The 14,113-nt window shown below is 59.4% G+C and carries 8 protein-coding genes; 2 read left to right on the forward strand and 6 right to left on the reverse strand.

Going from position 1 to position 14,113, the window contains the following annotated elements:
* Nucleotides 1–91 precede the first annotated feature (91 nt).
* From BFN10_RS02850 to BFN10_RS02860, 3 genes are all read right to left on the reverse strand, one after another.
* Nucleotides 92–1,498: an aminotransferase-like domain-containing protein gene (locus tag BFN10_RS02850; protein ID WP_071488372.1), complete on the reverse strand. Its 1,407-nt coding sequence runs from the start codon at nucleotides 1,496–1,498 to the stop codon at nucleotides 92–94.
* On the reverse strand, nucleotides 1,495–2,919 hold the full coding sequence (locus tag BFN10_RS02855) for a hypothetical protein (RefSeq protein WP_071488373.1): 1,425 nt from the start codon (nucleotides 2,917–2,919) through the stop codon (nucleotides 1,495–1,497). The genes BFN10_RS02850 and BFN10_RS02855 overlap by 4 nt, the downstream gene beginning before the upstream one ends.
* A gap of 704 nt (nucleotides 2,920–3,623) precedes the next feature.
* The gene (locus BFN10_RS02860) at nucleotides 3,624–4,646 is read right to left on the reverse strand and encodes a zinc-dependent alcohol dehydrogenase family protein (protein WP_071488374.1); all 1,023 of its coding nucleotides are present in this window, start codon (nucleotides 4,644–4,646) and stop codon (nucleotides 3,624–3,626) included.
* Nucleotides 4,647–4,893: 247 nt separating this feature from the next.
* Between BFN10_RS02860 and BFN10_RS02865 the strand changes: the two genes are divergently transcribed.
* Complete coding sequence (locus BFN10_RS02865; RefSeq protein WP_010210548.1) at nucleotides 4,894–5,808, forward strand: LysR family transcriptional regulator; 915 nt, start codon at nucleotides 4,894–4,896, stop codon at nucleotides 5,806–5,808.
* 683 nt (nucleotides 5,809–6,491) lie between these two features.
* Nucleotides 6,492–6,698 (forward strand): hypothetical protein, encoded by a 207-nt coding sequence (locus BFN10_RS02870; protein ID WP_071488375.1) that lies wholly within the window; start codon nucleotides 6,492–6,494, stop codon nucleotides 6,696–6,698.
* A gap of 84 nt (nucleotides 6,699–6,782) precedes the next feature.
* Here BFN10_RS02870 and BFN10_RS02875 read toward each other — a convergent pair whose 3' ends face one another.
* Genes BFN10_RS02875 through BFN10_RS02885 form a run of 3 tightly spaced genes read right to left on the reverse strand, consistent with a single transcriptional unit; the run spans nucleotide 6,783 to nucleotide 13,958 of the window.
* Entirely contained in the window at nucleotides 6,783–7,805 is a 1,023-nt protein-coding gene (locus tag BFN10_RS02875; protein WP_130898153.1) for a hypothetical protein, read from the reverse strand.
* A complete protein-coding gene (locus BFN10_RS29395) occupies nucleotides 7,802–8,824 on the reverse strand; it encodes a hypothetical protein (protein ID WP_071488377.1) in 1,023 nt (340 codons plus the stop codon). Before BFN10_RS29395 ends, BFN10_RS02875 begins: the two co-directional genes overlap by 4 nt.
* Nucleotides 8,817–13,958, reverse strand: a complete 5,142-nt coding sequence (locus BFN10_RS02885; protein WP_162276386.1) for an AAA domain-containing protein — start codon at nucleotides 13,956–13,958, stop codon at nucleotides 8,817–8,819. The genes BFN10_RS29395 and BFN10_RS02885 overlap by 8 nt, the downstream gene beginning before the upstream one ends.
* Nucleotides 13,959–14,113: the final 155 nt, after the last annotated feature.

A 14,113-nucleotide genomic window follows, 5' to 3' on the forward strand; every position in this document is an offset into this window, starting at 1 on the left:
AAGAAGGATTCGGAAAAGATGGCAGTTTACTGAGAGTTGGACTACTGCGCGACGGTATCGATCCCACAGCAGTAAGAGAAACTTCACGCAATCATCCCATTTGAGCCTGACGCAGGGCCTCGCTTATGGCAGCCAAGGCGATCTCCAGGTTGGGCTGCCCATGAAAGGTATGGCTCACGCGCAAGTGCTGATGATGCAGCCCACTGACACTGAACAGCTCACCGGGTGCAATCACGACCTGCTGGGCAAGCAGGCGCTTGAAGACCTGACGCATGTCGACGGCCTGGGTGGAACCCAGCCAGAACGCCGCCCCGGCAGTCGGCATCCGATAACTCACCTGCTGCCCCAGATGCTGGTCAAGGCGCCCGCTCATTTCAGCCGCTTGTGCCTGCAGTAGTTGGCGTAATGCCCGCAAGTGCGGGTCTATTCGCCCGCTCTGATAAAGGCGGGCGATGGCGCGCTGGCGGATCGACGATAAGCGGAATGAGCGCAGCAGAAACTGGCGCTGCAACTCACTGCTCATGCGCCGAGATAACAGATAGCCGTAGGGCGCTTCCGCCCCCAGTATCTTCTCGAACGAGGAAAACACCATCAGGCGCTCCGGGTTCACCCACTCGCGCAGGGCCGCCTGGGGCTCCTTGAAACCCAGCTCGCCAAAGGTGTCGTTTTCCAGCAGCCAGCAACCGTATCGGTCCAGCATCTGTGCCAGGCTGAGACGGTCATGGGCAGGCAGGGCATTGCCTGATGGCAGGCTGACCTTTGACGACAGCAATACCAGATGCACCGGCTCAGCGCGCAACAGTTGGTCAAGGGTCGTCAGGTCCAGGCGCCCTTCCGGGGTCCAGGGCAACTCGATGATGCGCACCGCGCAATCCTGGAACAGGCGCAAAATCAGCCAGTCACAGGGGGATTCAACAATCACCGTGGTCCCCCTGAGGCCCAGCACCTCAATCAGGATATCCAGCACCCCGCGCAGGTCGGCACCGATGTAGATGTCGTCGGCGTGCCAGCAACGCGTGGGCGACGAGGTGTACCGCGCCGCCAGCGCCGCACGCAGTTCCCACACGCCACACGGCTGTGACCAGGGTTGCAGATGACGTGGGTACTGGCGCACCAGCTCCCGTTCGAGGCGCAACAGCGCCCCATCCAGCGAAGCCAGCAGCGCCGGTTCATCGCCGCTGAACACCGCCATGCATGGGTTGCGTGCCGCCGCGTAGAGCCGGTCAAGCAAATCGCCGCCGCCCCCAGCCACGGTGCTTGATGAAAGCGGCCAGGCGTAATAACCCGACTTGGCCACCGAGTAGACTCTGCCCTCCTTCTCAAGCAGCGAGTAGGCGTATTGGATCGTCGAGATCGATACGTTCAGGCGCCTCGCCAATTGCCGCAGCGATGGCAGCTTTACACGGGTATCGGTGCTGACTTCGTTGATCAGGTTGATCATGTAGCGGTAGACCGCCTGATACGCGAAGTCGGCTTGTCGCTCGCCGCGCAGTGTCATCGCCCGGACAATTGGCAAGCGGGCGTGTTGCCATGGGCCATGACGCCTGCATTGCGCGATTTCCCACTCGCGCCGGGCACCGGACGCTTGCGATAGAGGTGCTGCAACAAGGGCATCGGCAGGCCACTGGTGTCGCTGACCCACTGTTGCAACATGTCAGCCGATTGCTTGCCCTGCAGAACCTTGTGCAGCTCAGGCAAGGCCACCAGCATGCCAGGGTGGCATTGACGCAAATAACCTTCCAGCCGCTCCCCATGGTGGATAAACGGCGAGAACAGCAGGCACACCAACTGTGTTTCATCCAGCCCAAAGAACTGCTGCGCGGCGGTACTCGGCAGGGCAGCGTCTTCACCGATGCCAACCTGCGCCAGCCACTCCTCGGGCAGGTGTTGGCGACGCAGGAACTGCGAGGCCTGGCGGATAAAGCCGTGCACCCCCTCTTCGTAGTCAAGGTCTCGCAGGCAACGGGCCTGCAAGCCACGCAGATGAGCCATCATCCGAGGGTTGGAATAGGTAGGATGGCTGAAATGGAAACCCAGTGGGTCCGGGGTAAAAGCCATGAACTCTGTCAATATCGGCGACATTTGCGTATCCACGTCCTCCAGCAGGTCGGCAATGCTGATGTAAGCCAAGTGACGGTGACCCGCCTTGCTGGGGTTGGCACTGGCGACATAATGTTCACCGTACACCTCGCGGTAGTAGCTGGTGCTCCACTCGTCCATGCGCGCAAACAACCCGGTGAGTGACAACGGCCAAGTGCTGGCGATCGGAACGCCGGCGCTCTGGGCTGTTTTCTTCAGCCAGGCCAGAAACTGCCCTTGCTTGCGCGGGGAATCACCACTGACCAGGGCATGCACCCCGCCATTCCAGGTGGTCACGCGCTGGTAGAAATCCCCGAGTGCCAGATACGTGTCGCTGCACAAAGTGGCACGGCAATCACCTGAGCTCAGGTGGCCGATCATCAGCATGTTGCGCTGGCTGGTTTCTCGCCCCATGGCAGAGACCGGCCGTTGATGGTTGAAGGGCAGTACTTCCTGATTCTCCACCATCAGCAGTTCAACCCTCGGATCATCGTGCAGGAACAAGCGCCCGTAACCCTGATTGAGGCTGTCGAGCCTGCTGTCGGTCATGCCCGAATGGCGCAACGTTGCCACCCGCAGCTTGAAGGTTCGTGGCGCTCGCCCGGCGATGGTCAGCTGTGCAGCACGCAGCAATGCCAAGGTACAGCTGCTGACTTCGCCTCCACCATGGGCCATCAACACTTTGTATTCTCCCACCTGCTCCATGCCACCCGCGGCCACGACAATTCGCTGGACCAACAACTGAAGCGCTGTTCGCTCCGCACGATTAAAGTGCCCGATCAAACGCTGCAGAACTTGCTGGTAAACATAATTCATAGCCTGTTCGTGAATAGTGCTCATCGTTCTACTACCTGAATTGAAATGTCAGTTTCGAGCAACTACTGAGCGTGTTTGCCCGATCTATTACACGCATAGAAAGTTCCACGTCACATTGTGAAGCGCTAAATAAACAGTAGCACCGAGCAACAAAACGACACGGAGATTCCCGGGTATCAGCCCAGCCTTGAAATCCTCCACCCCTTGATTTATCTAGGCCAAAACGAGGCCAAGCTGGAAATCCAGGAAAATTCCTACAATTTCCTACGCGCCTTTAGCCAGTCATTCAAAGACGTGTCTGACAAATAAAACCACGAACTTTCCAACTTATTGGATTGAGGTTCGTCCTGGATATATCGACTTCCCTGATTCCACACAAGCGCAGCAGTCTCTGCTTCGAGCACTCGCGATTGCACTGTCGGATATTCAATCATTGCTCAGTCCTTGAGATGAAAGTTAAGGCGCAATTATCAGTGCTGGAATAATGATTAATAGATACAGAACCTGGCCGAAAACCAGTGCAGATAAATCACCGGTGCCTGTATTAATCACACGCACACAAAGACGCCGCGCTGGATTTCAGGGCGGCGTCAGAGAGGAAGGCCGGATTCAGGGGCTAAAGCGCCAGCTGGGCGCCTGGCGGGCGATGCAGGTTCCGTCCTGTCAAATGGCGCATTTGCCTCACGCGGCGGATTGCAGGAACGCTTGTTTACGAATATTCCTACGCCCTAAACAGCTTCAACCTGCAACGCAACGCGTTCGCGGCACGGGCATTCGTCCATGTAGCGGTGCGCTTCCACAAATTGGCTGAAGGGAAACACCGTGGTTTTCAGCGGCACCAACACGCGGTCGGCGGTCAGTTGGTTGATATCCCGCAGGGCGCGCTGCAAAGCCACCTGATCCTGGATGATGCCCAGTTCGGGTTTGCCGGTGAAGTTACCAATGCAGTGCACAAAGAACTGAATGTTCTTCTGGAACGCCGCGCACGCCGGGAATGGCGTCTGGTTACCGCCCTGCAAGCCATATAGCACCAGGCTGCCACGCGGTGCCAGCACATCGCCGAGCAACGACATCTGCGGGCCGCCCAAGCCATCGAACACCACGTCGACACCGCGGTTGTCGGTGAACTTGTTGATTTGCATGAGCAGGTCCTGCTCTTCGGTGACGATGACCTTCTCCGCACCGAGGGACATCAGGTACTCGCGCTCCGCACTGTCCTTGGTCGCGGCAATCACCCGTACACCCAGGGCCTTGCCCAGTTGCACAAAGGAAGGGCCGGCACAGTGACTGGCATCGGTGACCAGGGCAAACTGCCCAGGCTTGACCCGGGCCAGATCCACATAGGCAAAGTAGGCAATCAGCAGCGGCGTGTAGTGCACGCTGGCTTCAATCGGGCTCAAGACATCCGGATAGCGGGTCAGGGCCGAACGGGGCAGGACGATCTGCTCGCCATACACCGGGTAATCATTGGGGCTTTCAGCCGGAAAACTGGCGACTTTGTCACCCACGGCCAAATCATCCACGCCATCGCCGACGGCGACCACAACCCCTGCCATCTCATGGCCAAGGCCGGACGGCAAGCGTGCATGGGAAGACGCCAGGTTCTGGCGCCACAGAATGTCATACCAGCTGATGCCAATCGCTTCGACACGCACCTGCACTTCGCCCGGTGCGGGCTGCGCAGCTGCATGCTCTTCGCATTTGAGCACCTCGGCCGGACCAAACTTGTGAAAACGGATCGTGCGGGACATCGCAAACCTCGTCAAAGTAACCTCTAATGCCATGAACTCTATCTGGGCTTTGCGGGTAAGACCACCGGTCGCCATTAATAGTCGACATGCCTGTCATTGATTCCGCAACTGAGGAATAGACCTCAGAGCTTGTAAGAAAACTCAATTTTCCTGTGCAGAGTAACAGCCTTTACCCGTAAGATTCATGCCGGTCATTCTTCTTATATGGCTGCTCTCGTCAAGTTTGCTGACTCTTCCAGGACACAAGATGAACCGTAACGACCTGCGTCGTGTCGACCTTAACCTCTTGATTGTATTCGAAACCTTGATGCATGAGCGCAGCGTGACCCGCGCCGCCGAGAAACTGTTCCTCGGCCAGCCGGCCATCAGCGCGGCGTTGTCGCGCTTGCGCGGGCTGTTTGATGATCCGCTGTTCGTGCGCACCGGTCGCAGCATGGAGCCGTCGGCCCGGGCGGTGGAAATCTTCGCCCTGCTCTCCCCGGCCCTGGACTCGATCTCCACCGCCGTCAGCCGTGCTGCCGAGTTCGACCCGGCCACCAGCACGGCGGTGTTCCGCATCGGCCTTTCCGACGACGTCGAATTCGCCCTGCTGCCCCAACTGCTCAAACGCCTGCGCGCCGAAGCCCCCGGCATCGTGCTGGTGGTGCGTCGCGTGAACTACATCCTGATGCCGGGCCTGCTGGCCTCCGGCGAAATCTCCATCGGCGTCAGCTACACCGCCGACCTGCCAGCCAACGCCAAGCGCAAAGTGCTACGCCGCAGCCTGCCAAAACTGTTGCGTGCCGACAGCGTGCCGGGCTCCCTGAGCCTGGACGACTTCTGTGCCCGCCCCCACGCGCTGGTGTCATTCGCTGGCGACCTGAGTGGCTTTATTGACGAAGAGCTGGAGAAGCTCGACCGCAAACGACACGTGGTCTTGGCGGTACCGCAATTCAACGGGCTGGGGACGTTGTTGGCGGGTACTGACATCCTGGCGACCGTCCCGGATTATGCGGCTGAGGCATTGACATCTGCGGGTGGGTTGCGGGCGGAGGATCCGCCCTTGCCGGTGCGCTCGTTTGAACTGCATATGGCGTGGCGCGGGTCGCAGGATAACGACCCGGGAGAGCGGTGGTTGCGGTCGCGGATTCAGATGTTCTTCGGCGACCCTGAGAGTCTTTAGGCGTCGTCTGGCAGGCTGTTCAGCTGATCATTTCTGCCTTTCCACAAACCATGGAGCTCCATCCATTTCCAGAGGACCGGTACATTGGGGGCATATCTGAGGGCATGCATTGGATCGTTTGAAAAGGATGCCCCCAGCCTGAGGCTCAACAATCTTCTTCTCGAAAAATCATCTGCGACAGTTCCCTATCGTCGTTGAATGCTATCGGATCACCTCAGCTCAAATACGCAGAGTGCTCATTGCCGTTGGAGCAGTCTGAGCGCTTACTGGGTTGATGTCGCAGTGGCTGACACAGGCATCGCTTGCAGGACAATCGTCGCCCCATGATCACGCCGGTTTTCAAAAAACCGTAAGGGCCCTTGGAGCCCGCACAGTGAATCGCCCCGGATTCTATACCAAGCGCTCTTTGCGCTTAGCGAGCTCAATCCAGAACAGTTTGTCCCACTTGTCCTTTGTCTCGACTTCGTCATCCGTGTATTCGTCTGTTCGCATAAATCACACCATGCTGGGTGCGACCCAGGTTGGGATGGCCGACAAGCAGCAGAGTGAATAACCTGCAACCGGCTAGCTCACTCAGACTCCAAATCCGGGGTTTACAAGGGGCTTGCATACAGAAGGAGCGGCCCAAGCCACGCCTTCTCCTCACACCATCAACATGACGCGAGTCGAATACAGAGGTCCCTATGTTTGGTTTTTTCTCAGGCCGCCAGAAAGAAATAAATCGCGGCTTTTACGGCCAGCTTGCCCGGCGTGACCAAGACGCTTTCTTGCAACATCTCTATGACAAAGGCCACTCAGTCCTGGAGATCAGCAAAGAAATGGCGGTCACTGCACCCAACATTTACAACCGCATCACCGCGCATCGCGGGCGCGGCCCACAAGCCAATTGAGCCTGCTTGGCCGACCAGGTGAAACCACGGGCTTGCGCCTCGAAAGCAAGCCCGTATCCGCGCGCTTGCGCCTTAACGCCTCAATCAGGCCCGGCAAATGATTGGGCGCAGCCAAGCATCGCGATTTCTGGTGCGCAACCACAGGTGGACCTGCGCGTGATCGGCGTGTTGTGGCTCGGCATCGACGGCAATCAGGCAGTTCCCGGCATCAATCGCTTTACCCATCAAAATATCGCGTTTGATCAGGACCGTGTCACCATCCCCCGGTAGTTCGTAGCAACCGTCGAGGGTCGACACGAACCACTGGCGCTGGAACCGGGTGATGCCCAGAGGCTCACCGGGTACTTGTGCAATGGTGCGGGTCACGTCACCCGCAACGCTGACGACCGAACCGCCCGCCGCAATGGCCCACAATTCCCCTCTCGGACCTTCGACGCCGGCAATCATATTGATGAACGCGCCGGCCTCAGTCGGCCATGGTCCATCAATTCGCTGCCAGGTCCCGCCCACCGGCCGACGCAGGATCAGGCCCGCATACCCCAGCGCGTATATTGCGTCTTGCGTCTGGACAATGTTGTTGACACCACCCAGCGTTCCGACAACGTGATCGTCATGTTCAAGGCGAGCAACGTCGCCCGATGTCCAACGATACAACCGGCGGCTGAACGTACCGATCAACAAGCCATCGCTCGCCCAACACAGGCATTCAGCAAGCTCGACATTCTGGCCATCCGCGGCCACATAACCCAGTGTGCGGGAGTACCACTCATCGCGCGCGTTGAGCTGTGGATGGGGCGTAACCTGCCGCCATCCAGCCACCTGTCCAAGTTCGGTGTTGGTGATCAGCTCATCTTCGCTAGTGATCGCCCAGACTTGGCCGTCGCTATCACTGACGATGGCCTGGATGGCATCTGGCACCCAGATCTGTGGTTGCAGGCGTAAATGCTCACCGTCCAGTTCCCCCCTGATAATCCAAGACGATGTATGACCGCTTTCGTCCGACACGTGCACGGCAAACCAGGGCACCCCGGCGGCCATTGTCAGGTCGGCAAGCTGGTAGCGCCGGGCGCCATGGGCGGGTGTTGATGGGTTTATGTTGTCGCTCATGTCACAGGCACCGGTTGTTGGGTCACTGTAGAAGGTACGTCGTAGAACAAAGGCAACTCCCTGTCCATGGGCCAGCCGGCCGCCGTGTAGAACTCACGCGCCTCAATCAGGAGCACCATGGCGACAGCGCGGCCGACACTTTTGCGTTCATTCCACGTCATGAACCCTGCCTGCGCCAAGGCAAAACCTTTGACGTTGAAACGTTTGAATTCATCCGAGTTGGCAAGGCCACTGTTCCTGACAGCCACATCCACACCCAGATCCGCGGTGGTATAGACATGGGTCATCCACTCAAGCACATGCTCCAGGTACTCGCCAGTCGTTGGGTTTTTCGCGAGCAGTGTCGGATCGCCGCGCAGCCGTTTGCGTGTGTGTTTCTGGGCGTCCGTCACAAATTTATGCTGCGACCCTCTGTTCTGTGAATCCTGCATAAACGTCGCGTAGCTCTGGTCAAGGCTGAAAGACTGCCCCCTGTGCAGTGACCCTCGCAGTGCCTTGTCGGGGATCAAGTGATCGGCATCGTAGCCACGGTAGATATTCAACACCTGGGCGTTGGCCGCGGACCTGACCTGAGAAATGATTTTGTAGCCGCCCGCCAAGGTGGGCATGCGTAGCAGTTCACGCATCGCTTGCTTGGTGCTGGCATCGAGCGCGTCGGTTCGCCAGTCGAGCCCATTGATTTTATCGGCCCGCGCGACCGTGGCTTCGATTTCCGCACGCAGCACGTCTGCCTGTAGCGGGTAGGCCGCTTCAATGACGCTGGGCCGCAGGTCCGATACGCTGTACGCCGGGTTGGACAGGATTCTGGAAATCACCTCGCGCGCTTCACGCTCACTCAGTGTGTGCCCATCAGTACGCGGGTAGGTAATGCCCGCGACGTCGAATGAATCAACGAACGTGTGCTGTTGCGCTTGGTGCGCAGCGACGAACGCTGCCTGGGCAACTGCGTCCGAGGGGGCGCGCAATGCGGCCTCATAGGCGTTTCGCATCAGGGTCATGGCGGCAAAACTGCTATTCATCGGCAGTGCCCTCCGCGCGCGCGTTCGACGTATTGCCACGTACCAGATCATCGATGTGCTTGCCGAATGTCGAGGGCCTACCGTGTCCACGCGCTTGCATCCACGCCAATAAATGATCGACTGTCGGCTCAAGCAGCGAGCGGGTGCGTATGCCGTGGTCTTGCACTATCACTTGCAAGCGAGGGCTTTGCTCATCGAGCACTGCCTCCATCTCTGCCGACGCCCAATTGCGCGTGTGCTGGTGCAGGCCATCGGGGTCCAGCGTGAACCAGCCTGGGTAGTTGCCCGGCTTGCCTGTTATCACCTCGACACCAATTTCAACCTGCCGGACAGCCGGTTTAGCCGGCCACGTCAGGGTGTAAATCCGGCGTACAGTCTGAAACTGTCCATCTCGCAGGGAAGAGGCCAACATCAGTTTGGACATCAGGTCGTAAAGTTGCCGCTGCCTCAGGGTAAGCGCGGCCATCTTGGGGTTGTCGGCCTCCAGGCTGATGTCCAGAGGCACCAGTGCTCCGTGGGCACCGCTGCGGCCGCCGTCCGAAACCGGGTGGGTTTGCGCACCAGGCGCGGGATCATCGTCGTGCTGCTCGGCCTCAGCGGGTGAAGGCGAACCGGCAGGCGCGCCCCACGTATTCAGCTCGACGGCGGGCTGCAGGGAAAACAGCGCGACCTCAGCGCCTTGCGCATCGACCGTTGGTGCATGGGGGCCCGCAACCGGCTGCGCGCCGCACTGATCATCAAACTGCGCCGCCCAGGTGTGCACGAACGCAAGGTAGTCCGCCTCCCCTGCATCCGGCAATTGGGACAGGTGAGTCAGCGCATCGTCGAAGGCCATCAACAACGCATTGGCGCTGATTGTGTTCAGCCAATGGTTGTTCAGCACCTTATCTGCCTGGCGCCGTCCGGACTCGGTAAGGAACAGGCGCCCCTGCGCATCCAATGCAGCCCAACCATTGTCGTTCGGTGCTGACTCGGGCTCGTCCTGCCCCTCGCGCATCTCATACAGTTTTTGCAACGTGCTCATGGTGCTCGACGGCATCCAGCCAAATCGCCTGAACGCCTCTTGCAGGACCAGGTTAGTGCCCAGGCTTTGAGCAGGTGCCAGCAGCAAGTCCTCATGCTCGAGCAGGCAAGGTGTCGGTGAAACCACCGCGTCGCTCAGTTGGTCGATTAAGGTGTGAACGCTCTCTGTGCGGTCACTGCCCCACGCGCGCCAGGCTTCGCTGCCGCGCCGCACCATCAGGCGAGCCGGCACGAGGGTATCGTTCACTTTCAGGTTTATCGCGACACCCAACCGTTTACCGGGTAACCCCGGGGAGTCACCATGGCCCGCCAGTACCCTGAGCAAGGGCCCCTTGACCCGTCCGCCCCCGACAATACCGTGACGCATGTAGACCGAGCCGATGAGGTTGTCCAGCACCCGCTGGGCAATGGCTCCATATGCCAAGCCCATATTCAAGGCCCGGCAAGCGCTGCCAGCTCGCTCGTCGGCGGTAGCGCCCTCGACCTGTACACACCGACCCTCCTCAAATGATCGGGCCATTTCGAGGGTGGTCAATGCATGAAACCTTACCCGACGCACCCTCTGGATATGCATGAACCACGGTGCTTCCTTGAGTACCTGGATCATGTGCCAGGCGATAGCTTCGCCTTGGGCATCATCGTCCGTCCCCAACACCAGCTCAGTGCATTGCAGTAAACGGCTGCCGGTATTGCGTAGGGACGCCGCCAGGTCACTGCCTTCGCGCTCGCTCAATTGCCAGTGCGGTTTTAACCCATCACGCCAACTGATCGCACCGGGGCCTGGGAGGTCACGAATATGACCGCCACAGCCGAACACCTGAGTACCGCCAGGTACCAGTTCTTGAATGATTTTCGCCTTGTGCAAGGATTCGACAACCATCAGCGTGGCGGGACCGAGCTTGCACGCTGGCACCCGCGGGGCGCAGGTGAGCCGCTCATGCTCTGGCTCACGCACACCGGCCAAGCATCGTCCTACCACAGCCGAAGGCAAATCGTTATTCGGGTCCATCGCCTGCTGGGAAAAAAACAGATCGGAATGGCCAAACATAATGAAGCTTTTCTGTGCACGACTGATCGCTACGTTGAGCAGGCGCCCATCGTCACGATCGATAAACACCCGCTCACGATGATTGGTATCGGTTCGACGGCTGGCGCGGCTTTCCCGATTCACGGCACTGAACAACACCACAGGTTTCTCCGCCCCTTGAAGGGTATGAACCGTGCCGATGGTCAAACGCTCACTCAGGTCAGCGTCATCAGGGTCGAGTTCTTCGCGTACCCGACGCTTTATCGCTTCGACCTGGCCTCGAAATGGCGTGACGACCGCGACAAGTTTTTCCAACCCTATCGGCTGCTCCGGGTGGCCTTCGACCCTGGCGGCCCACTTCGCCAGGCGCGGTCCGTGCTCTTTAAGCCAGTCCACGATGGCCTTGGCTTCTCCAGGGTTGGACCATGAGTCGCCTTTGCAGGGCTCATCGTTCGGGCCACCGGTCTGATAGAACCCGAGCGGCGGTAGCGGGAACGTTGCCTTCATGCGTTTGCGCAACTGCATTTCAGCTTCGCCCTCGAGCAAGGGCAACTGGGCGTCCGCGAACAGCCCTGCCAGCGGGTTGGGCACTTTGGGTTCCAACTCTTTGCCGAGCAACCCGCCCTCGGCATCACGGTCGTGATCGTGGTACAGCAAATCGATACACACATTGATGATCGACTCTGCACAACGGTAGTGCTCCCGCAGGAGCAGCCCGTCCCGTAGCCGTCCGTCCGGCATGGCCTCCGCAAACGATGCCCCGGTTGCGGCAAGCTTCATGATTGAACCCGTGGCGGAGTCCGCGCCACGCACGAGCAAGGCGCCCAAAGACGACGGATCGGCCCAACGGTCCTGCACCTGGCGCGCATCGACCTCGGGTGTTACCGAAGACACGGGGGAGAGCTGCTTCATATCGCCGACCACCACGGCTTTTTTAGCCAGGCTAAGCACCGGCACACCCAGCTCCGGCGCAGCTTGCCCCGCCTCATCGATAATCAGTAAATCCAGGAACGCGAACAGCGGCCTACGGCCCTCTCCCAGTAACCGTGGGGCGCTGTGCAAGGTGGCGACAATGCACGGAAACAGCATGGCTGCGTGCCTGAGTGCGTTCTTTCGGCTGCCAGGCTCGGGGGTTGCGATCACACTGGCCAGCCAACGCGTCTCCCAGTAACGCGCGGCCAACTGGAAAATAATCGGCCGCCACACCACATCCAGCAATTTCTGCTGCTGCGCCTGGCGCGCCTCGGGGGTTGCGGCCACGCGCAAATCCGCGAGGATGTCGATGGCCCAGGAAGATGCCCATGCCTCACTAGGAAAGCGCGCAGCCAGTTCACCGGGCTCGATCAACGCGTCGATGTCAGCCTGGCGCTCGATTGCTGAGGCCAACCCACTGCGCAATACCTGGGTCAGCGTGTTCAAGTGCTCGCAAAGGGTCGACGCCGTAGGCGTTGTCGAAGCACTCTTCTGCATGAGATAGATAAAACGCGTGGCATCACTGACCTGATGTTTCTGCTCAACGCTAAACAACGCATTGAACAACTCTGGCAGCTCGCGGAAGGCATCTTCAAAGTGCCGCGCCAAAGCAAGGGCTGCCGCAACACCGTCTTCGTACGATTGCTTGAGGCTGGAGGACCCGACGCCCAAGATGCGCAACTGCTTTTGCCGGATCTCAAGCGTGGTGAACTTGCTGCGATGGGTTTTCCCCTTGGCCTTGGACGGTGCGCTGGCGGTGAAACCCAATAGTGGCTTGCCCGTAGGGTCCAACCAACGACGTGCCAGGGCATGCTTCCTGCCTACGGCACCGTTGAACGTGCCCATCACATTCTCGACACTCTGGTTGGTCGCCCCGCACACAAACGTGACGGGGCAATGTTCGCGGTTATCGTAAGCCGCCAACACCCATTGGTTGGCGATCATCGCACGCAGCATGGCTGTCTTCCCGGTGCCCGGCGGCCCACTGACCGCAACCACCCCGACCTGCTCATCCAACCGGCCGAGGGCGTGCAATGCGCGGCGCTGCGATTCGTTCAAGGGGTCTGCGCCGCGATTGACGTCTGGCTTGTCGAGGTGTGTGGCCTTATCGACCATGGCCACGTGCCGGATCGTCACCTGCGGCGCTGCCATGCCGCCTGCCTGGACAGCCGAACGGTGTCGTCCGGCGCCTATGAGCTGCTCCAGTGCGCCGATGGACGGCGCATTGGGGATCGCTTCATAGATGTTGGCGAGCGCACGTGTTGCATAGCCAGGCTGTCGCGGCACCGCAACCCATTGCCCCGTGATCGGCGCCATTCCCGTCTCAACCCCATCCGCTTGAACGTGGGCGAACAAGGCAAAACAGGCGTCGACATAACCGCTCAAATTGGCGCTTTGGCTCAACGTCGCGAAAAATAGCTTGAGCTCGTCGCGATAGCAATCGAAGTGGCCAATGGCCGGCGGCAGGTCGTTGGCCGCCATCAATGGCTGCGGTTCAAGCCATTGGCGGACCACACGCGGCCGGCAATCGTTGGGATCGCGTGGTAGGCATATTTGGTTTTTGTCGTTCAGGTCGAAAGGAAACCAGAACGCGATATTCAGCCGGTCGGGCTTGAGGCGTTTTTTTTTCGCGCCCGGCGCAGGCTTTTTATCCGGGTCGGGCCACGTGACCTGGACCTCATCGCTTGATGAGGTGGTTTGATGGAACACCAGCGCCATGGGAATACGCGGATCGTCATCCGGCTCGTCCGCCTCCTGCGCACCCTCTGCGTCGTCCTCTGAGACCTCAAGTGCCTGCGCTTGCTGTTTTCGCCGGGCCTCTGCGGCACGCTCAGTGAGAATGCCCAGTGCCAGCGCCCGACGCTTGCCGAAACCGAGATTGAAGTTGGGCCAGGCCAGCCCCGCGAAATTTGTCACCGGGATGCGGACATCGGTGGCTTGCAGGCCACCCAAGTCATCGGCAATCAGCGCTCTGTGCCAGTAGTCCAGCACATTCGCGGGCAAACTCCCGACGGGTCCTGCCTGAGGGTCGACCTCCATCGAGTGCAGAACCTGTTCCTTGGAAACCGCTACAGCAGCAAAATCCTTGCGCAACCGCTTGCTCAAATCCATGAGACGCCTAAACATTTCTTACACCCTATAAATCCGTACTGCATACGAAGAATGGCTCGTAGCGGCCAACAATGACGGCCTATTGCCTTGGTCACTGCAATTCAAGCCGGGCACGTATAGTTAACGAGTGACGAACAAAGCCAGCACACCTTGCG

Origin of the sequence: Pseudomonas extremorientalis (genome assembly GCF_001870465.1) — a bacterium.
In the GTDB taxonomy this organism is placed as follows: domain Bacteria; phylum Pseudomonadota; class Gammaproteobacteria; order Pseudomonadales; family Pseudomonadaceae; genus Aquipseudomonas; species Aquipseudomonas extremorientalis.